This window comes from Pedobacter psychrodurus (assembly GCF_004331735.1).
Taxonomy (GTDB): Bacteria; Bacteroidota; Bacteroidia; order Sphingobacteriales; family Sphingobacteriaceae; genus Pedobacter; species Pedobacter psychrodurus.
In genome coordinates this window covers 25,340-47,224 of record NZ_SJSO01000007.1, presented here as the reverse complement: position 1 = coordinate 47,224, position 21,885 = coordinate 25,340, and the positions used below count along the sequence as shown (strand labels likewise).

At 36.1% G+C, this 21,885-nt stretch carries 19 protein-coding genes; 8 read left to right on the top strand and 11 right to left on the bottom strand.

Annotation, left to right across the window (positions count from 1 at the left end):
• Positions 1 to 8 precede the first annotated feature (8 nt).
• The 8 genes from prmA to EZ456_RS10260 form a co-directional block, all read right to left on the bottom strand.
• Positions 9 to 857, bottom strand: coding sequence for a 50S ribosomal protein L11 methyltransferase (gene prmA, locus EZ456_RS10295; protein ID WP_131529833.1), 849 nt, complete (start codon positions 855 to 857; stop codon positions 9 to 11).
• Positions 858 to 1,619 (bottom strand): triose-phosphate isomerase, encoded by a 762-nt coding sequence (gene tpiA, locus EZ456_RS10290; RefSeq protein WP_131529831.1) that lies wholly within the window; start codon positions 1,617 to 1,619, stop codon positions 858 to 860.
• 47 nt (positions 1,620 to 1,666) lie between these two features.
• Positions 1,667 to 2,833, bottom strand: coding sequence for a putative sugar nucleotidyl transferase (locus EZ456_RS10285; protein WP_131529829.1), 1,167 nt, complete (start codon positions 2,831 to 2,833; stop codon positions 1,667 to 1,669).
• A gap of 72 nt (positions 2,834 to 2,905) precedes the next feature.
• A complete protein-coding gene (locus EZ456_RS10280; RefSeq protein WP_025142617.1) occupies positions 2,906 to 3,154 on the bottom strand; it encodes a type B 50S ribosomal protein L31 in 249 nt (82 codons plus the stop codon).
• 182 nt (positions 3,155 to 3,336) lie between these two features.
• Complete coding sequence (locus EZ456_RS10275; protein WP_131529827.1) at positions 3,337 to 4,035, bottom strand: hypothetical protein; 699 nt, start codon at positions 4,033 to 4,035, stop codon at positions 3,337 to 3,339.
• Positions 4,036 to 4,228: 193 nt separating this feature from the next.
• Positions 4,229 to 5,134 (bottom strand): PorP/SprF family type IX secretion system membrane protein, encoded by a 906-nt coding sequence (locus tag EZ456_RS10270; RefSeq protein WP_131529825.1) that lies wholly within the window; start codon positions 5,132 to 5,134, stop codon positions 4,229 to 4,231.
• Positions 5,134 to 8,703, bottom strand: coding sequence for an Ig-like domain-containing protein (locus tag EZ456_RS10265; protein ID WP_165501293.1), 3,570 nt, complete (start codon positions 8,701 to 8,703; stop codon positions 5,134 to 5,136). Before EZ456_RS10265 ends, EZ456_RS10270 begins: the two co-directional genes overlap by 1 nt.
• A 96-nt stretch (positions 8,704 to 8,799) precedes the next feature.
• Complete coding sequence (locus tag EZ456_RS10260; RefSeq protein ID WP_131529821.1) at positions 8,800 to 9,930, bottom strand: hypothetical protein; 1,131 nt, start codon at positions 9,928 to 9,930, stop codon at positions 8,800 to 8,802.
• A 159-nt stretch (positions 9,931 to 10,089) separates the two neighbouring features.
• On the opposite strand from EZ456_RS10260, the gene EZ456_RS10255 reads away from it, so the two are divergent.
• Positions 10,090 to 12,120, top strand: a complete 2,031-nt coding sequence (locus EZ456_RS10255; protein WP_131529820.1) for a tetratricopeptide repeat-containing sensor histidine kinase — start codon at positions 10,090 to 10,092, stop codon at positions 12,118 to 12,120.
• 42 nt (positions 12,121 to 12,162) lie between these two features.
• The gene (locus tag EZ456_RS10250) at positions 12,163 to 12,795 is read left to right on the top strand and encodes a response regulator (protein ID WP_131529818.1); all 633 of its coding nucleotides are present in this window, start codon (positions 12,163 to 12,165) and stop codon (positions 12,793 to 12,795) included.
• Between the two features lie 368 nt (positions 12,796 to 13,163).
• On the opposite strand, the gene EZ456_RS10245 is transcribed toward EZ456_RS10250, so the two are convergent.
• Both EZ456_RS10245 and mce read right to left on the bottom strand, forming a co-directional pair.
• Complete coding sequence (locus tag EZ456_RS10245) at positions 13,164 to 13,436, bottom strand: hypothetical protein (protein WP_131529816.1); 273 nt, start codon at positions 13,434 to 13,436, stop codon at positions 13,164 to 13,166.
• Positions 13,437 to 13,704: 268 nt separating this feature from the next.
• Positions 13,705 to 14,112, bottom strand: a complete 408-nt coding sequence (gene mce / locus EZ456_RS10240) for a methylmalonyl-CoA epimerase (RefSeq protein ID WP_131529814.1) — start codon at positions 14,110 to 14,112, stop codon at positions 13,705 to 13,707.
• 117 nt (positions 14,113 to 14,229) lie between these two features.
• On the opposite strand from mce, the gene EZ456_RS10235 reads away from it, so the two are divergent.
• From EZ456_RS10235 to EZ456_RS10220, 4 genes are all read left to right on the top strand, one after another.
• Positions 14,230 to 15,441, top strand: a complete 1,212-nt coding sequence (locus tag EZ456_RS10235; RefSeq protein WP_131529812.1) for an IscS subfamily cysteine desulfurase — start codon at positions 14,230 to 14,232, stop codon at positions 15,439 to 15,441.
• A 127-nt stretch (positions 15,442 to 15,568) separates the two neighbouring features.
• Positions 15,569 to 15,982 carry a Fe-S cluster assembly scaffold IscU gene (gene iscU / locus EZ456_RS10230; protein WP_025142622.1) on the top strand — a complete coding sequence of 138 codons (414 nt, stop codon included), beginning with the start codon at positions 15,569 to 15,571 and terminating at the stop codon, positions 15,980 to 15,982.
• Positions 15,983 to 16,075: 93 nt separating this feature from the next.
• Positions 16,076 to 16,402 (top strand): HesB/IscA family protein, encoded by a 327-nt coding sequence (locus EZ456_RS10225; protein WP_025142623.1) that lies wholly within the window; start codon positions 16,076 to 16,078, stop codon positions 16,400 to 16,402.
• Positions 16,403 to 16,514: 112 nt separating this feature from the next.
• Entirely contained in the window at positions 16,515 to 18,431 is a 1,917-nt protein-coding gene (locus EZ456_RS10220; protein WP_131529810.1) for an AMP-dependent synthetase/ligase, read from the top strand.
• A gap of 76 nt (positions 18,432 to 18,507) precedes the next feature.
• On the opposite strand, the gene EZ456_RS10215 is transcribed toward EZ456_RS10220, so the two are convergent.
• Complete coding sequence (locus EZ456_RS10215; RefSeq protein WP_131529808.1) at positions 18,508 to 19,197, bottom strand: DUF2461 domain-containing protein; 690 nt, start codon at positions 19,195 to 19,197, stop codon at positions 18,508 to 18,510.
• A 336-nt stretch (positions 19,198 to 19,533) separates the two neighbouring features.
• Between EZ456_RS10215 and EZ456_RS10210 the strand changes: the two genes are divergently transcribed.
• A complete protein-coding gene (locus tag EZ456_RS10210) occupies positions 19,534 to 19,860 on the top strand; it encodes an MGMT family protein (protein WP_131529806.1) in 327 nt (108 codons plus the stop codon).
• A gap of 272 nt (positions 19,861 to 20,132) precedes the next feature.
• A complete protein-coding gene (gene lysS / locus EZ456_RS10205; RefSeq protein ID WP_131529804.1) occupies positions 20,133 to 21,842 on the top strand; it encodes a lysine--tRNA ligase in 1,710 nt (569 codons plus the stop codon).
• Positions 21,843 to 21,885 lie beyond the last annotated feature (43 nt).

Sequence of the window (21,885 nt, the reverse complement as noted above, 5' to 3'; positions counted from 1 at the left end):
TCTTCCTTTTAGCCTTCTACCTTCTTTTCAAACTGAGTCGCAACCCAATCGCCATTTTGTTTATGATCAATATATTTAATGCCGTATTTAGCACATTCGGCGGTAATCATTCCTAAATCAGGATCTAAATAAAATCCACTAAAGAAAATTTTCCCTTCTGCTTTCAATACTTCTGCATAGCGATGAATCTGGTCCAGCAGGATATTTCTATTGATATTGGCAAAAATAACATCGTATTCTTCGTTAGGAATCACTTCTTTACTACCACAAAGCGCCTTTAAATTATCTACCTGGTTAAGTGCGGCATTTTCAATGGTGCTTTCGTAACAGATATCATCATAATCGATAGCCATTAGGCTTTTAGCACCCAGTTTCGCAGCCAGAATGGCCAAAATACCGGTGCCGCAGCCCATATCCAGAATGTTTTTGTCCTTCAAATCAGCAGCTAAAATATACTGCATCACCATTGTGGTAGTTTGATGATGACCAGTACCAAAGGCCATTTTAGGATCGATTACAATCTCATATGGATATGATGGCTGAGGTTCATGAAAGGTTGCCCTTACATAACACACATCATCAATAATCAGCGGACTAAAATTCTTTTCCCATTCCGCATTCCAGTTTTCATCGGCAACATCTTCTAAAGTATATGATGTTGTAAACTCTTCACTATAATTTGTCAAAAGATCTTTTAATTCCTGCTCATTAAAATTATCCTTGATTACGAAAGCCGTAAAACCACCCTCACTATCTTCGAAAGTATCGAAGCCTAAATCGGCAAGATCACTAATAAGCAAATCCTGTTGATAGTCTTCGATACTTTTAAATGTAAATATTGCTTTTGTGTATTGCATTTAGCTGTTTAGTACTTTAATAATATCTGTAAAATCGCGCGATTTTAATGATGCACCACCAATCAGGCCGCCATCAATATCATTTTGAGAGAATAAACTTGCAGCGTTGCCTGGATTACAGCTACCACCATATAAAATGGTTGTATCATCAGCCACATTAAACCCATAGTTAGCTTGAATTTCACTGCGGATAAAAGCATGGATATCCTGCGCTTGCTCTGGAGAGGCGGTTAAACCTGTGCCGATAGCCCAAACTGGCTCGTAAGCAATAACCAATTTCTTAAAGTCTTCTTCAGTTAAACTAAAAATACCTTCTACCAATTGTTTTTTTAATACTTCATAATAACTGCCGTTGTTACGCTCGTCTAAAGTTTCGCCAATACAGAAAATTGGTGTTAAACCATTAGCCAGGGCAACTTTAGTTTTTTCAGCTAATAAAGCATCGCTTTCAGCGAAATATTGTCTGCGTTCTGAGTGACCTAGAATAACATATTCTGCACCAACAGATTTCACCATTTTTGCCGAGGTTTCACCGGTATATGCACCACTTTCTTTATCGCTAATATTTTGAGCGCCAATTTTAACATCGTTACCACCCAATTTTGCCAAGCTGTTTAAATGAATAAACGGTGAGCAAATAATAGCCAGTTGATCGCCTTTGCGCTCATCTTTAACCATATTTACGATTTCGCTGAATAACGAAACACCTTCGTTATAATCTAAGTTCATTTTCCAGTTACCGGCAACAATCTTTTTTCTCATTTTGTATTATTTAATGGTTGGTTGATCTTTCCAGATCAGGTTTTATATTAAAATCGTCTATACGATTCAGTTAATTCAAATACTTTAGTAATAATATCCTTTTCTACTTCATCAAAAACTATATTTTTTCGGGCAAATACCTTTTCGGTTGTTTCGAACATTTTATTCAATTTATAGATATCGAAACCACCGGCACCTCCCCAACTAAAATCGGGTATGTGGTTTGCAGGGAAACCCGCACCAAAAACATTGGCTCCAATACCAACCACACTGCCAGTATTAAACATGGTATTTATGCCAGATTTTGCATGATCGGCCATAATTAAACCACAGAACTGCAAATTAGTGTTCCGCATTTTTTTGCTTTCGTAATCGTACAGTTTTACTTCGGCATAGTTATTTTTTAAATTCGAATTGTTTGTATCGGCACCTATATTACACCACTCTCCCATTACCGAATTACCCAAGTAACCTTCGTGGCCTTTGGCCGAATTGCCCCAAATTACCGAGTTGTTAATTTCGCCACCAGCACGGCTATTCGGGCCAATGGTAGTACCCGAATATATTTTAGCACCCATTTTTATCGACGAATTCTCGCCAAGCGCAAAAGATCCTCTTATTAAACTACCTTCCCACACTTCAGCATTTTTACCGATGTAAATTGGCCCATAGGTGCTATTTAACACACTACATTCGGCTTTAGCACCCTCTTCAAGAAAAATATCATCACCAAGCAATTGGTTGGTGTTACTTATTTTTGCTGAGCTACGGCCTTCGGTTAACAATTTAAAATCTTTTCTGATCTCGCCTGGATTATTCCCGAAAATATGCTCTGGATAAACAATCTGTACAAAATCATTTTTATACTCAACCGGCCTTAATGATTTAGCCGATTCTAAATCATGCTGATCTGCGATATACGCGATAATGACATCTCTTTTATAAAGTACCTCGCCCGCTTTAAGTCCATATACATCGCTTAGCAAAGCCTCATCGGGGCAAACAGAACCATTTATAAATAAATTGGCATTGGATTTTGGCGCAAACTTTATGGAGAGGTAATCTTGGGTATGAAAGCCGAAATCGGCATTTAAATATTTAGCCCATTTCTCTGCAATGGTTAAAATACCAATGCGTAAATCGGCCACAGGCCTGGTAAACGTAAGTGGACGCAAGGACGCCCAACAAGAATCATCAAACAGATTGATTGTCATAAGTAGCAAAAATAAAAAAAGTCCCGATGCTTTTGGCAAAGGGACTTCAAAAAATGCTTTTTGTTGCTAAAATTATTTCTTAGCGTAACGGTTTTTGAATTTATCGATACGTCCTGCTGTATCAACCAATTTCATTTTACCAGTATAAAAAGGGTGTGAAGTGTGAGAAATCTCTAATTTATAAAGAGGATACTCGTTACCATCTTCCCATTTAATTGTTTCTTTAGTATCTACGCAAGATTTTGTTAAGAAAGCATATTCGTTAGACATATCTTTAAAAACAACTGGTCTGTAGCTTGTTGGGTGCAAATCTTTTTTCATTTGAATATTATTTTTAGTTATTTGTGTGAAAGCATCAAGAACATTTTTGCAATTTGCCTGGCAACAATGCTTATGACATTTCCTATTAGTCTTTTCTACCTCTATTTTAGAGGATGCAAATATCCTAATTTTATTTTTGATTTACAAGAGACTAAAAGAAATATTTTAGTTAACATCAGTTTTTATTGAATTAGTCTTGATCCACCAAATGATTGAACTTTTTGTTTCTCAAAACTGAGTGCAAGAAAATCCTTTTCTGTTATTACAGTCGAGATCCCATCACTTTCTGTAAATACTCGACCTTGGCCCTCTTTAATAAAAACACTCGAAGTAGTTTCTTTATTAGAAATACAAATTAAGCCATATTTAAAATTCTTAATGTTCTTGTTTTCTAAAGTTCCAGATATGATAATAGCAAAATCGGCTGTTTTTCCACTGTGTGTCGACTTCACCTTACCATAAATTGTAAAATCATTTCCTGCTCCTGATATAGCAGTAACAATACTTGTATCACTAGAGGAAAGAAAGTTTTTAGCCAACAACCTAATTCCAAAGTTTTCATCCTGTTTTGAAAGGTTAATCTTTGCATCGAGAAAACGAGAACCCTTTACATCAGTTTTAATATTGCTAGATAAAAGAATTAATGGACTTATACCGTAATTCCCCTCTGCATTTAAAGGTGTGATTCCTGTATTAATAGAAAGCCCTAACTTCTTTAAAGAATCTAAGTATTGATCTGGAATAACTTGTTGAATCTGTTTTTTTTGAATTTCTACCTTCTTAATTTCATCTACTACGCTACTGTCTTTTTTACAAGCGATAAAACTGAAGCCCACAACAATGATGAATAACCATTTAATGTTTTTTGTAATTGTTTTCATGTTTTTGATTTTTAAAAGTTTAAATTTAATTTGACACTCAAAATTGCCTACTAAAAGCCCTAATTACACCTCATCGGGCGGAGACAGTTAGGAATTTTGACATTGATTTTGGATTATATTTATAAATGATTTTTAGTGGAAAATAATGAGTTGAGATGGGGATATTCTCCCAACTCATTTATAAAGTTTAGTATTACAACTTTAAACCTATTCCTATCTCAAAATCTCCATTACTGTAACTTTGTAGCAGTGTTGTATTTATAGAATAACTGCCTGTAAAACTATATCTACTATTAAAAGTTATCCCAAAACCTACAGTTGCACTTTTAGAGCTGTGATAAAATCCCATTAAGTTGAATTGATTTTTATTATTAGAATTGAATAAAAAATTGGTACCCACATCCAATACATTTTTAAAACCTTTAATTCCACGGTAAGTTAATTTCGGTTCTAAAAGCCCCAAATCGGTTTCAAACTTATAACTAACCGCTGTAAAGAAAGTTGAATAATCTGCTTCTGTTTCCCTATTATTTTTTAAGGTGGCAATCATATTAGGGAAAACTGCTTGAACAGTAATTAGTTTATTGTGATAAACTATCCCAAAATCACTATCAAAATAAGTCTTTCTCTGATTTACATCCATCGCATCTGGATCACTGTTATCACCAATTAATGAACTTTCATTTAATCTATTATTGGTAAATGTTCCAGATATACCAAAGCTAAGCCTATCTTCTTCGTTTAATGGCAAGTGATAAGCATAGGTTAGCGCAACAGATGTTTGTCTCAATAAACCTGCTTTATCATTGTTAAACTTTAATCCAACTCCAGATTTTTGATCAAAGCCATAATCTACTGCCAAAAATTGATTTTGTGGCGCTCCGGCAAAAGATGAGAGCTGTTGCCTATAACCGAGTGATGCTTTTACCACCTTTGCTTCTTTCCCTGCTATTGCTGGATTTACTAAGTACTCATTGAAATAATAAATAGCATTTGCGGGTTTTAATTGCGCAAAAGTTTCATTATTAAAGCTGAACAAAACAATCAGCATCACTATGCCAACTTTGTTCCATTTGTGATATTTATTTAGTTTTTCCATTATCTAATGCTTTTTCTGATGATAGTGATATAGGATTTGAATGCTTTAAAATCTTCCCCCAAATCAACAATATAATAGTAAGTGCCTTCTGCTAAATAAGTTCCGTTCAAATCGCCTCCCCAATCATTTTTGTAAGCATTGGCGGTATATAAAATTCTTCCGGCCCTATCGTAAATTCTCACCAAGCTTTTTGGATAGTACTGAAGGTTATTAATGACCAAGAAGTCATTTTTACCATCGCCATTAGGTGTTAAAATATTATTGGCCGATACGATTTTATCCACTGGAACTAAATCATAAACAAATGCGATGCTTTTGGCACTTTCATTTCCCAGTGCATCTTTAGCGGTTATGGCAAAATTGTAGGTTCCAATAGCTAGTTCGGCATTGGGTGTAAATATCCAATTACCAGTAGTCGTTGCAGCGGCAATACCAATTATGGCATTGTTAGCAAAAATGGTGATGGTACTTCCTGCTTCGGCCGTGCCCAATAAAATTGGCTTATTATTAGTTCCGCTTGCCGGACTGGCCGACTTACCATCCACACTAACAATCAAAGAAATTGAGGGTGCTTTACTGTCTACTGCAAAACTGAAACTTAAGCTACCAACACTTACATTTTCAGCTGCATCTTTAGCTCTCGCAGTTAATACATAATTTCCATCTGGCAATGCCGATGATGGCGTAAAACTATAATTACCACTCGCATCAGCAATTGCTGTACCTAGACTTGTAATACCATTAAATAATTCAATTGTAGCCAAATTTTCAGCAGTTCCGTTAACTATAGGCCTATTATTTGATGTTGTAAAATTCTGCGTTGTCTTAGCATCAACACTAGCAATAATTGGTGCTATTGGAACAGCAGTATCAATCCTAAAACTAAAACTTGCGCTCGTCAAGCTTAAATTTCCTGCTGCATCTCTAGCCCTAGCGGTTAACACATAATTTCCATCAGGCAATGCCGATGATGGTGTGAATATAAAGGCACCTGTTGCATTAGTATTAGCTATAATCAAACTTGTAGTGCCATTAAATAACTCAACGCTCGATAAATTTTCTGCTGTTACATTAATTACAGGTTTGTTATTTGAGGTTGAGAAATTCTGTGTCGATTTTCCATCAACATTTGCGATTATTGGTGCACTTGGAGCTGTAGCATCAATCGTAAAATTGAAGTTAACGCTAGATGCACTTACATTTCCAGCTGCATCTTTAGTTTTTAAAGTAAGCACATAACTACCATCTGGCAATGCTGTTGTTGGTGTAAAAGTATAAGTGCCATTTGCGGCAACCGTTGCAAAGCCTAAGCTAGTTGTACCATTAAATATTTCAATGGTGGTACCTGGTTCTGCAGTTCCTGTAATAACTGGTTTATTGTTTGTGGTAATAAAGTTTAGTGTATTTTTGCTATCTACGTTCACAATAAGTGGCGCATTTGGCGCAACTGTATCAACTGAAAATGTAAAGCTGTTACTTGATGAGCTCGTATTACCTGCCGCATCTTTTGCTTTTGTGGTAATTGCAATAGTGCCATCTGGCAATGAAGTAGCTGGCGTAAATGTGAATTTTCCGGTTGCATCTACTGTTGCAAAACCCAAGCTTATACCGCCATTAAATAGCTCTATTATCGATCCCGGCTCTCCAGTTCCTGTAATTACTGGTCGGTTAACATTAGTTGCAAAATTCTGATTGGTTTGATTTACAATACTTACAATTACCGGTGTTGTTGGCGCTTGTGTATCAATAGTAAAACTGAAACTATTACTGGCAACGCTAGAAACATTAGCTGAGTTTTTTGCTTTAGCTGTTATCGTATAATTTCCATCAGCCAATGCGGTAATAGGCGTAAAGCTAAAAGTGCTACCTGCACTAGCTGCAATGGCACCTAAACTTGTTGAGCCATTAAAAAATTCAATAGTTAATAAAGCAGTTGCCGTTCCTGAAATGATGGGTTTATTTACATTTGTTGTAAAGTTCTGGGTGGTCTTGCCATCTACACTTGCAATAACCGCAGCAGCAGAGATAAGCGTTAAAATGTTAAAACTAAAGCCTGCACTTTTTGCGCTTACATTCCCAGCGGCATCTTTTGCACTAACTGCAATTACATAATTGCCATCTGCTAAAGCTACAAGTGGTGTAAAACTATAATTGCCAGCAGCATCAGCTAGCACTTCCCCTAATTTGGTAAGTCCATTAAATACTTCAACCGTTGATGAAGCTTCGGCCTTGCCAACCACAATTGGTTTGTTTTGAGCTGTGGTAAAGTTGGGTGCTGTTTTAGCATCAATACTTACAATAGTTGCTATTGCAGGTGCTTGGGTATCAATAACTACCACAAATACATCACTTGCCACACTTTCTAAATTACTAGCATTTTTGGCCTTTGTAGTGATGTTTAAAGTTCCATCAGCCAATGCTGTTGCGGGCGTAAAAGTCCAGTTTCCTGTTACATCTGCGGTTACAATTCCTAATGAAGTTATTCCATTAAATACCTCTATGGTTACATTGGGCTCTGATGTTCCTTTAATTACAGGTTTGTTTACATTAGTTAATGCTGGTGAAGTTGTTTTAGCATCTACACTTGCAATTATTGGTTTAGCTGGTGCAACCGCAGCGCCGATGGTAAATTCTTGTTTTTCGAAACCTCCCCAACCGTCGGCACTTTTGGCTCTTAAAAACAGAAAATGTTTACCTGTAGTTAGTTCAGTAGTTGGAATATTTGCTATTAAAGTTACAATACTTCCGGTAGTTACCGCCACAGCTGTTCCATTACCAACACCGGGATCGGCGTCAATAAAAAACTCCATTGCTGTAATATCTGCCGCAGGCAAACCTTGGTTAGAAACATAAAATACTCGATTTTCGTAATGACCCCAAATACCCTGACTATTTTTAGTTCTGATATTGAGGTTATGGAAGCCATTGGTTAAACCAGTTGTAGCGATACTAGCAGTAAAAGTTGTCGTTGCTCCACTTGCACCTACACTTAATGCCGTGCCGTTCCCTGTTCCAGGATCGGTATCTATAAAAAACTCTGCAGCTGTAACATCTGCAGCATTAGCACTTGATGAGGTATAAAAAACTCGATTTTCTCCCAAACCCCATTGCCCAAGTTCGTTTCTAGAGCGTATAATTAAATTATGAAAGCCATTAGCTAGACCAGTTGTTGGTATAGTGGCTATAAAACTCGTAGTTGCACCAACAGTTGCAACAGGGATTACTATTCCGTTTCCATTACCAGGATCTGCATCGATAAAATATTCTGCAGCTTTTACATTACTTGCTTCCAAAGCAAACTTTGATAGGTAAAAAACCCTGTTTTCATAATGGCTCCAAATACCGTTGTCTAATCTTGTACGAATGTTGAGGTTATGAAAACCTTCCGTTAAGCTAGTGGTAGGTATTGTTGCTACAAAACTAATGGTATTGGGATCGGTACCTATCGGAATATTGACGCCATTACCTTGTCCAGGATCGGTATCGATAAAATACTCTGCTTTGTTTATTACTTGAGCGTTAACAACAAACGAAGATAACAACAGCAGTAAGAGGAAAATTCTTCTCATGATGTATAAGGTTAAGATTAGTGGTGAAATTAGTTTAAGGGCTGTTTTAAGCAGCCCCATAAACATTAACTAACACCAATTAACCTATTATAAAATCTAATTATTTTTCTTAGCGGTAACCTCTACATTTAGGTTAGTACCAGGCGAAACCGTTGGATTGGTAATGTTCATGCTAAAGATGAATGGCAAACGAGCACCACGAGCACTTACCCAGTTTAAACTACCTGTAGCATCAAATAACAAACCTAAATCTTTACCATCGTTACCTGCGTTATTTGCAGGACCAGCAGCAATTGTAAAATCAGCAATGATATTATCTACCCCAGTATTTACTGCAGTTTGTGCCGCCATTTGCGGATTAACGTTATTTAAATTGCCACCACCATCTATGTTGTTAGCCACATTACCTGCAGCCCAAGGAGCAGTTAATGCTGGAACGCTCGAATAAAAAGTAAGGTTACTATTGAATGTACAAGACTCTATACCCGAGTTTAAATTGATATTCACGAAAATGTTATTACTAAATGTAAGGGTTTTTGCAACGCCATTATTAACTGCCAAAGAGCCTGCTGCACCAGGTGCATTGGTCATGAATAAATTATGATTAAAAATGAAATTGCTGATGTTTAAAAAACCAGATAAAAAACCATTATTAAATCCATCGATCCTGAAGATATTATTCTGAAACAAAAAGTTTGAATAACTATTAGAAGTACTCAAGCTTATTCTTGCTACAGAACCAGAAATATAGCAATTTTCAATAATGTAATTATTAGCATCGTAACCACTTGATTCTATTCCGTTTCTTAGCTCACACCTATCTAATCTTATGTTAGATACACCTCTTTCATTAATGCTATTGGCAGAAAAAGAAATTGTGTTATTAAAAACAAGACCCTGTAGTTCGGTTCCGTTTGATGTGGCAACAGCACTAGTTGCACCGCTGTTTTTAATGGTTGCACTAAATATTATAGCACGTACCGGGTTATTTTTTTGAGGCGCCCAACCCGGACCAATAATGGTTAATTTTTTATCTAAAATATTAAATGCGGCATAAACTATCGGGCTACCATGAACGTAAATGGTATCGCCCATAGTAGCCGCAGCTATCGCTGCATTAATGGTAGTAAATTGTGCACCACCACCAGTTACATTATTTACGGTGTGTACAACTGCATTGGCTTGCATTACAAATAGTGTTAGCGCAATTAGTAATAATTTTTTCATAACGTTTTAATTTAAAGTGTTTTAGTGATGTAAAACTGAGGATAATAAACGCTACTTTATAGCACCTGAAACTGGGATTTTTTCAATAAAAAACTACCTGAATTCCGGTATTTGTGAGATGAAAATTTATCCCTACTTTGCTTAGATAATTTACACGATATGAACAGTTTATCTTCGCTCTTTAAGTACGCTACACTCTTTACCTTTTTCACATTAGCGGCAATCAATTCCGCCTTTAGCCAAAAGCTCAATACAGACAGCTTAAAAGAGTTGATCAAAAATGCCAAACACGATACTATCCGAATTATTAACATGCGTAAACTGGCATCTTATCAAATTTTACATGAAAGCAAGCCAGATGAGGGGTTATTATTGCTAAACAATACTGAGATCTTAGCTAAAAAGATTGGATTTCATAGGGGGATTTGTGAGGTATTGCTAACTAAGGGTAATTATCATTTCCGAAGAAGCGAATGGGCAAAAGCAATTGAATGTTTTAGCGAGCTAAATGAACATGCCGAGTTCATACCCGATTTTGCAATTAAAAATCGATCGAAAATGGTTGCCTTAAATAACCTTGCGGGCATATATAGTAAAAATGGCGATTATACAACAGCACTCAACTACTATTTAAAATCTAGGGTAATATTAGAGAAAATGAAGCCAGATGCAACTTCATTATGTATTGTATACGTAAATATTGGCAGCCATTACAGCATGCTCAATCAAGTTAAAAAAGCAAATGAATATTTGAACCTTTGCTATCCTTTACTAAATAAGGCAAAGCCGTATTTGAAATACCTGTACTGGTCTGAAAAGTTAACGCTCGCTGATAAACTGAAAAATGGGCCGTTGGTTAAATCAAATATAGATTCACTTAAAAAAAACCTGAAAGACAACCAACTCAGCGAATTTGAAAAAGACGATTACCGCCTAGTATTGTACGAAATGGAAGGTAGGTACCAGGAGTTTTATTTGAAGAACATCCCTAAAGCCATCAGTTTCTATAAAACCAAATTAGCCTTGGCCCAAAAGTTAAAAGATGTGGCACAAACACATGAAACAAATAATAAATTAGGCGAAATATATTACAACTTAAATAACTACACTTTAGCTGCTGCTTACCTAAAAAAGGCAAATGAAGGCGCTAAAAAAGACGCCATTCAGCAGGTTGTACTTTCGTCTTCAAAATTATTGAGTGAAATCTTATTCAAACAAAACAAGAGTGATAGTGCCTACCGTTCCTTATCCTCATCTTATACCCTAAGAGATAGCCTTAATACAGAAAAGAACTTAGCGCAGTTAAATTTTTTAGAAAACGGTTACCAAACCGAAAAAAAAGAAAAAACAATTGCCCAATTGAAACTATCTAACATTGAAAAAGAACTTGCTGCTAATCAGCGAAATAAATTATTAATCATCATCGTTATTTCAGCCATAGCTTTATTAATTATATTGATGCTTCTGTATAGGTCTAGCCGACAAAAACGAGTAATTGCTGACAAGGATAGTGCATTAAAAGGAGAACAAATAAAATTTTTAGAAAGGCAACAACAGGTAGTCTCTTTACAATCTATGGTAAACGGACAAGAAACAGAACGCAACCGAATTGCTCAGGATTTACATGATGGTTTAGGTGGCCTTTTTTCTACCATTAAAATGCAGTTAAGCACCCTAAAGCACGAAGAAAAGTACTTGGAAAGTAACGAATTATTTCAAAAGAGCTACAAATTGGTAGATCTAGCTTCTGTAGAGGTAAGAAGAATTGCGCATAACATGATGCCTGAAGTTTTGATAAAAATTGGTTTGGTGCCTGCCATCCAAGAGTTGTGCAACAGTGTAAATGCAGGTAAATTATTAAATGTCTCCATGCAAGCCTACGGAATGGATGAAAGGTTAAATCCGTCAACAGAAATGATGTTGTTTAGAATAATCCAAGAACTTTTAAATAATATCATTAAACATGCAAATGCAACTATAGTCATTATCCAATTTAATAGAGAAGCAGAACGGTTAAGCGTAACTGTAGAAGACAATGGCAGGGGGTTTGATTTAAAAAAGAATAATAATACCGCAGGGCTCCAATCTGTAAAAAACCGTGTAGATTACCTTCAAGGTAAATTATCAATAGATTCTGAGAATGGAGTTGGCACTACAGTTTTGATGGATTTTTTAATAAATATTCAGTAATTTGTCATCACCAAAAAAATGCTCATTTATCGAATTATTTAAATGATTTCTATCCTAATCATAGATGACCACCCCCTGGTTGGCGATGGAATATCAACCATGTTAAACAGCGAAAGCTATTTAACCATTTTAGGGATTTGTAAAACTGCCAAAGATGCGATCGAGTTCTTAACAACTGCGCTGCCTGATATTATCTTATTAGACATCAATTTACCAGACATGAATGGATTAGCGTTGTGCGAACTCATTCGCAAAAACAACAACAGCACTAAGATTATTGGCCTAACTTCTACCAATGAAGCTGGCATCATTATCCAATTTTTATCTAAAGGTGCCAATGGTTATCTTTTAAAAAACATGGAACGCGATGAATTACTTTTAGCCATTAGGGAAGTGATGAATGACAAAATATTTCTGAGCAAGGCGGCAAATCAAAAACTATTAGAGCAATATAATACAGTAAACCAGGCAATAAAGAGTGTTCCAATTTTAACACGTAGGGAAAAAGAAGTACTCAATTTGTTGCACGAAGGATTAAATGGACCTCAAATTGCAGAAAAATTATTTATTAGCCACTTTACGGTAGAAACACACCGAAAAAATTTAATGCAAAAAATGAATGCAAATACCACTCAGCTCCTGCTGAAAAATGCTAAAATTTTTAATTTAATTTAACACAAATCTGTGATTTTAAATTGACAGGATGCCTTTATTTCTTAATAGATTTATAATATTGGGGCAAAAAAAATGCCTCCGTTTAAAGTCAAGGACAACTTAATGTTTTACAATAACTGACTTTGATATAAATTTTAGTCAGCCATAATTGTGCGGAATCATAATGATCGGTATTCATATAATTATTAGCATTAATAAATACTTCTAATATGAAATAGTGATCACTCTTTTTATTTCTGAGGGTGAGTTTCTTTGTGCAAATACAAAAGTTGGAAAAAGTAGAAATAAGAGAAAGCGATAATTCATTAAATAAAGATATAAAATCATCAAGATCAAGCGACTTAATTAACTATCAATCTGACTTATAACTAACTATATTTCTTCCATGTTTCTATTTTGGCCATTTGCCTAGCGATGTAAGTATCAGCAATTATTTCTGCTGAACTTTGCCCTACTTTGGTTTCTAGCAGTTCTTTTAATTTATATTGATCCACATCTGCCTTATATAAAATCTGGATCAGTTTAGGAAAATCGTTATCTATCAAATAGGCAAAGGCAGCAACCATTGCATCTCGCAATTGATTTTCGGAAAGATCATCTGGTATATCGAAATCTTTGCTGATGATACTAATTAATGACATAGAATAGGATTTTTGGGATTAAAGGATTTTAAGATCAGCTTTTTGTGCGATTAGCGCTAAACCAAGAACCACAGACCAATTTAAATAAACCTGATAAAAGCGGCAGCTCCCGATTCTTCATCGGGACTATAGCGGTTAGCAGGACTGAAGAGGCTATGGAATACAGACCTTTCGTTTTCAAAAGCATATTACTCAAATTCACACCCCGCCTTGCAGGCACCCCCTCTAAAAGAAAAGAGGGGAATGATCCAATCGCGTTAAACATCTTCTAAATCCATTTAATTTCCTGACAGATCTCGATCAGCACACCGTTGGTATCTTTTGGGTGTACAAAACACACCATTTTATTATCTGCTCCTTTTTTAGGCGACTCGCTAAGCAATACAAATCCCTCTTTATGCAGGCGTTCCATTTCGGCAAGGATATCATCAACCAGGAAAGCGATATGATGAATCCCCTCCCCTTTTTTTTCGATAAATTTAGCAATAGCACTTTCGGGAGCAGTAGCCTGCAGCAGTTCGACTTTATTTTCGCCTGTTTTAAAGAAAGCCGTATTTACAAATTCGGATGCAACTTGCTCTGTTTTATAGCAATCTGTATTGAGCAGTTTCTGATAAATGTCTATAGAACTGTTAAGGTCTTTTACCGCGATGCCGATGTGTTCTATCTTATTCATAGATTATAAGGTTATGTGAATGTAAAAATGCGGCTTTTCCCTGTAAGGTCATAGCTATTATTTATAATTGTTAAATAAGTTTTTTCGTATCTTTGTGTTATAATTAACAGAATAGAGATGAAACAGCCGATATATTTAGATAATAATGCAACTACCCCGTTAGATCCAAGGGTGTTGGAAGCAATGCTACCTTACTTTACTGAGAAATTTGGAAATGCCGCAAGTCGTAATCACGCGTTTGGCTGGGTGGCTGAAGAGGGTGTAGATTATGCCCGTGAGCAGGTAGCCAAATTAATCGGCTGTACTGAAAAAGAAATTATTTTTACATCAGGTGCTACTGAAGCCGATAATTTAGGCATTAAAGGTGTATTTGAAATGTACAAAGAAAAAGGTAACCACATTATTACTGCGGTTACTGAACATAAAGCAGTTTTAGATACCTGCAAACATTTAGAGAAAAACGGAGCACGTGTTACTTATTTAGGTGTTAAAGAAGATGGTTTAATTGATTTAGCTGAATTAGAAGCTGCCATGACTCCTGAAACGATTTTAGTTTCGATTATGTATGGCAACAACGAAATTGGCGTAATCCAACCGGTTAAAGAAATTGCAGCTATTGCACACAAGCACGGTGCTTTATTTATGACTGATGCTACGCAGGCAGTTGGTAAAATTCCTGTTGACGTAAATACTGATGGTATCGACTTAATGGCTTTCTCTGCACACAAAATGTACGGTCCGAAAGGTGTTGGTGTACTTTACGTTCGCCGTAAAAACCCAAGGGTTAAAGTTACTGCACAAATGGACGGCGGTGGCCACGAGCGCGGCATGCGTTCTGGTACGTTAAACGTTCCTGGTATTGTAGGTTTAGGTAAAGCCTGCGAACTTTGCCGTTTAGAAATGGAAAGCGAATCTGTTCGTTTAGCTGCTTTACGTGATAAGTTAGAAACTACTTTAAACAAAATGGAAGAGAGTTATGTTAATGGTAATACACAACACCGTTTACCACACGTAGCCAATATCTCTTTCAAATATGTTGAAGGTGAAGGTTTAATGATGGCAATGAGTGATTTAGCAGTATCTTCGGGATCGGCTTGTACTTCAGCATCTTTAGAACCATCATACGTTTTAAAAAGCTTAGGTTTATCTGATGATTTAGCACACTCTTCTATCCGTTACGGTTTAGGAAGGTTTACAACAGAAGCTGAGATCGATCAGGCCATTGAAGTTACTCAAAAAGCAGTTAATCACTTAAGAGAACTTTCTCCACTTTGGGAAATGTTTAAAGAAGGAATAGACTTGAGTAAAATTGAGTGGGCAGAACACTAAGAAAGGTAGAGGGTTGGAAGGCTTAAGGTAGAAGGTTAATCGCCAAACGCCTTACGCAAATCGCCAAACTCTAAATTGAAAACTAATTAAAAAATTTGCTCCGTAAGGAGATTAAAAAAATAAAATCATGGCATATTCAGAAAAAGTAATTGACCATTACAATAACCCACGTAACGTAGGTACATTAAATAAAGACAGCAAATTTGTAGGAACAGGATTAGTTGGTGCACCTGAGTGCGGCGACGTAATGCGTTTGCAGATTGAGGTTGGAGAAGATAACGTTATCACTGATGCTAAATTTAAAACGTTTGGTTGTGGTTCTGCTATTGCTTCTTCTTCTTTAGCTACAGAATGGTTAAAAGGAAAAACAATTGATGAGGCTTTATCTATCGACAACATGGATATTGTTGAAGAATTGGCTTTACCTCCAGTTAAAATTCACTGCTCAGTTTTGGCAGAGGATGCAATTAAATCGGCTATTAACGATTACCGCGTTAAAAATGGCTTAGAGGCAATTGTATTAGAAAAATCGCACCATTAAAATAGATATGAGACAGTAGATTTGAGATATGAGACCTTAAGGCGCTCAAATATTTCTCAAATCTAACATCTCAAATCTCAAATCTCTATCACAATGATTACGATAACAGATAAAGCAAAAGAAAAAATCACCCACTTAATGCAGGATTCGGAAATGGGTTCTGATTACTTTTTACGCGTTTCGGTAAAGGGTGGTGGCTGTTCGGGCTTATCATACAATTTAGATTTTGATAACGAAGAACAAAAAGGCGATCAGTTTTTTGAAGACAGAGGAATCAAAATTGCTTTGGATATGAAATCTTTCCTTTACCTAGCCGGAACTGAATTAGATTTCACTGATGGTTTAAACGGAAAAGGTTTCAACTTTATAAACCCGAATGCCAGCCGTAGTTGTGGCTGTGGTGAAAGCTTCTCTGTTTAAAATCTTATAAAATATATTTATTTAAGGGCCCCGAAATTTTCGGGGCCTTTTCTATTTTTAAACCAAAAAGCGTTATTATTGTTAATTATAATTAGCGAACCAAATTACGAGCATGCCATTAATAAACGAATTTTCAACTGTTCCTACCTTATTGCGAAATGTTGTAAAAAATATCCACAAACCTCAAGACACTTTTTTGATCCATAAACAAGGTGCAGAATGGGCTGAAATTTCTTATGAGGATACTTTAAAAAGAGCTGATGCTGTTTCTGCTTTCTTTTTAGAGAAAGGCATAAAAAAAGGCGACCGGCTAGGATTAATGATCGAAAATTCTCCTGAATATGTATATTATGATCAGGGTATCCAACAAATTGGTGTAATTAACGTATCTATTTACCCTACACTTTCTGAACATGAAGTGGCTTATATCATTAATGATTCTGGCATAAAAGCTATTCTTGTTGGAAACAACTTTCTATACCGCAAAGTATTAAAGGTAGCAGCCAATTGTAAACAGTTAAAATATATTATTCCAGCTTTTAAAGATTTCGAAAAAGTTGTTATTCCTGACGATGTACACGTGGAAGTAATTGCCTTTTCTGACATCCTGGCGCTTAAACATCAGGTTACAGCTGCGGAAAAGGCTGAAATTGATCAATGTAGAAGTTTAGTATTACCTGAGGATGTTTCCTCTTTAATTTATACTTCTGGAACAACAGGAACGCCAAAAGGTGTAATGCTTACCCATTATAACTTTGTTAAGAATGTGGAGGTTTGTTTACAACAGATTCCCGTGATTGATCAAACAGAAACCTTTCTTTCTTTTTTACCATTATCACACGTATTCGAACGTACAGCAACCTATCATGTTTGCTGTGCACAAGGCTGTAAAATTGCCTTCGCGCAGAGTTTAGAATTATTGGCCAAAAATATGGGCGAAGTTCGTCCTACTGTAATGAGCTGTGTTCCGCGCCTTTTAGAACGTATACATGATAAAGCCATAAAAGGTGGAACTGCTGGCGGAGGTACAAAAGCAAAAATATTTACCTGGGCCTTGGAAACGGGAAATAAGTACCGTTTAGCAAAAGAAGCTGGTAAAAATCCAGGCTTCATTTTATCGGCTAAAAAAGGAATAGCAGAGAAACTGGTTTTCAGTAAAATTAAAGAGAAAACCGGCGGACGTTTAAAGTTTATGATTTCTGGCGGTGCTGCGCTACCTAAAAATGTAGGCGAATTTTTCGGCGATCTGGGCATTAAAATATTAGAAGGCTTTGGCTTAACAGAAACCTCGCCAGTAATGTCGGTAACCGAATATCACAGGCAGGTTTATGGTACTGTTGGCCGCATCATTCCAGGAATTGAAGTGGGCATACAAGACGTTGAAAGTAAAGAAATGCTCAGTATCCAAACACACAATACTTTTAACGAAGAATTTGAATGTGCTGAAGGTGAAGTTATTGTTCGCGGTCACTGCGTGATGAAAGGTTATTTTAACAAACCTGCCGAAACCGCCGAAGCGATAGATAAAGAGATGTGGTTCCACACCGGAGATATTGGCCGTTTTTATAAAGGCAATTTACAAATCACTGATCGTTTAAAAAACATGATCGTAAATGCTTATGGCAAAAATGTTTACCCTACCCCAGTAGAAAACATTTACCTGAAAAGCCCAAAAATTGATCAACTTTTTTTAATTGGAGATAAACGTGAATTTATTACGGCTATTATTATTCCGAACCGAGAAACATTAGAAGAAACCTTTAAACTTAAACCATCGTTTTTTGAAGAAGCTGATCCTTTTATCCGCGATCAGGAGATTATAGATTGGATGGAACAGGACATTAAAAAAATATCTAACGAACTGGCCAAGTTTGAACGCATTAAGAACTTTAAGATCAAACGTAATCCTTTCAATATAGATGAGGGAGAAATTACCCCAACCATGAAAGTGAAACGCCGTATTGTAGAGAAAAAATATGCCGAAGCCATTGACGAAATGTATGAGGAAGGTATAGAAGCTGAATCATAATTAAAAAAAGGGTCGTCATTACTAATCTTGTAATCGTGACCCTTTAATTTTTTACAATAATTATTATAAAAATCAATTATAGATCCATTCCATTTGCATCAGTTGTTAATACTTCGCTCATATAATCAAAAAATGGACGCATATTTTTAAATTCCTGATTACAATGTCCTGAGTAATATTTACTTAAAACTTCCTCATCGGTAAATCGATGAACCAGCAAAAATTGTTTATAGCGTAGCAAATCGATATCCTGATGATCTCCATCAAAACCTTTTGGAGCTGTTTTTAATTGTTCGCCTTTCAAAGTCTCGAAGGAAGAAATAAAAATTTCATCATTTAATATTTCTCTCAAAGGCTCGGCATCAAAACTTATATTTTCCCTTATCAATTTCAAATCTTGAGGAGAAGGCCCGAAAAAACCGCCAGCTAAAAAACTATTACCTGGTTCGATATGAAAATAGTAGCCACCCCTTCTTTGTTTACCTGCCCGTTTAAAACTTCCACTCCAATGTGTTTTATAAGGTGTTTTATCATTTGAAAAACGAGTATCCCGATATATCCGGTATAAACTTTTCTTTCCCGATGGTGTTTCAATTACATCATGGGTATTCATAAGATCTAATAAATCCTGTGCAAAAGATTCTATATATGCATGTTCTTTCTGGTAGGCCGTTTTATGGTCATTAAACCATTCACGTTCGTTGTTATTTTTTAATAACCTTAAAAAATCAAGACTAGAAGTTGGTATATGTTTTATATCGGGCATCGTTTTTTAATGGCTAAGTCACATCTAAACAAATATAACATCTGTAAAACACTAAATTCATATCGTTTAATAAATTTACTTGATGAAATCCTATTAGAAAACATAATAAACCCCATTCATAAATTCTATGTCTTTGCTATTCGTCACCTTAAATTTATTTCAGGGTCTATTTTTTGACTAAAGTAGAGTCAGAAGGATTCTGACCACGGAGTAGCTATTAGACCAATGAAACTATATAAAAGCCCCTAATAAAATAAATCCGATAGCTATCGGATCAGAATGAAGAATTATAAAAGAGCTATATTTAATAGCTTTACATATCATTTGCCAAAAACTATGAAACACGATTTATTTTTTGAGCAGGTTTGGGATTTAACCAGAGAAATACCCAAAGGCAGGGTAACTTCGTATGGTGCAATCGCAAAAGCTATTGGTACACCTAACCTCTCAAGAATGGTTGCCAGAGCAATTGGCGCTTGTGGGGCCTCACAGCCTCCTGTACCTTATTATAGGGTAATCAGTAGCAATGGCGTACTCAGTGGCGATCCATCATCTACAGCTAAAAGACAGGAGCTGCTCGAAAACGAAGGCGTTGAAATTAAAAACCTTAAAGTTCAAAATCTTAAAAAGGTATTCTGGGATCCCTTAATTGATATGGAATAAGTACTGCAAGAAATCTTCTGGTAATCACTTTTTTATCTCATTGGGCTTTAACAATCTAAAATGCTGCGTTATATCAAATAAAGCATTTAGTAATTACAATAGCTTTCTTATCTTTGCAGCCATCGGTTTTAAATGGTTAGCTAATTGGTACTGAAAATTGAATTTTTTTTCAATATAAATTCAAAATTTTATCACCAAATTATTCCTTTAAAGCCCCAAAATTTAACAATAACAAAAAATGCAAAATCATTAATTTGCAAAAAATACCTGAAATGAGCATAGGATTATCAGAACAAGAAATATTACGACGTGAGTCGCTAAAACAATTACGCGCACTAGGCATTGAGCCTTATCCTGCAGAAGCTTATGAAGTAAATGCATATGCAGCAGATATATTAGCTAATTATGAAGTAGATAAGACAGCATACAAGACCGTAGTATTAGCAGGTAGAATTATGAGCCGTAATATTATGGGCGCTGCCTCTTTTACTGAGCTACAGGATTCTACTGGCAGAATTCAGATCTACTTAAAGCGTGATGAACTTTGTCCTGGTGATGATAAAACACTATATAACACTGTATTTAAAAAGCTTTTAGATATCGGCGATTTCATCGGGGTTAAAGGATATGTATTCACTACACAAACAGGAGAAATTTCTGTGCATGTTACTGAATTTAAGGTCCTTTCTAAATCACTACGTCCGCTACCTATTGTTAAACGTGATGATGAAGGAAACGTATACGATGGATTTACCAATCCAGAATTACGTTACCGCATGCGTTATGTAGATTTAACGGTAAACCCTGATTACAAACAAATTTTCATCAAACGCAGTAAGGTAATTAACAGCATGCGTAATTACTTTGATGAGCAAGGCTGGATGGAAGTAGAAACCCCTATCCTACAACCCATTCATGGTGGTGCTGCCGCACGTCCTTTTGCCACACACCACAATACTTTAGATATGCCGCTTTATTTGCGTATTGCAAATGAGCTTTATCTAAAAAGATTGATCGTTGCCGGCTTCGATGGTGTATATGAGTTTGGTAAAATGTTCCGTAACGAAGGAATGGACCGTACACATAATCCAGAGTACACCTCAATGGAAATATATGTAGCCTACAAAGATTATATCTGGATGATGGCTATGGTTGAAGAATGTTTAGAAAAAGTAGCTATTGCTACAAATGGTTCAGCTGTAGTTAAAGTTGGTCAGCACGATATTAATTTCGAAGGGCCATACGAAAAACTAACCATGTACGAATCCATTCAAAAATATACAGGGATTGATGTATCGGCCATGACAGAAGACGAACTTCTACAAACCTGTGCTTCATTGGCTATCGAAACCGATTCTACAATGGGCCGTGGTAAATTAGTAGATGAAATTTTCAGTGCTAAGGTAGAAGCGAATTTAATCCAGCCTACTTTCATTACAGATTATCCAATAGAAATGACACCACTTGCTAAAAAACACCGTACTGCGGAAGGATTAGTAGAGCGTTTCGAAATATTTGTTAATGGGAAAGAAATTGGAAACGCCTATTCGGAATTGAACGATCCAATTGACCAAAAAGAACGTTTCGAAGATCAACTGAAACTGGCTGATCGCGGTGATGCCGAAGCTATGGCAATGGATGATGATTTTGTTCGTGCTTTAGAGTATGGTATGCCTCCTACTTCAGGTTTAGGTTTTGGTATAGATCGTATTGTAATGTTAATGACCAACCAAAGTACCATCCAGGAAGTTTTATTCTTCCCGCAGATGCGCCCTGAGAAAAAGAAAATAGAAATGACTCCAGAAGAAACAGAATTATATGCACTGGTTTCGGAAGGCGATCAATATCTGTTAACCGAAGTAAAAGGAAAACTGGCCGATTGGAGCAACAAGAAATGGGATACAACCTTAAAAGCTTTAACAGCAAAAGGAATTTTAAAAGTTACCAAAACGGATGATGGTCTATTCCTATCACATAAATAATCAAATCTGAGGCGCTAAAAGAGTAATTCGGGATTTGATTTTA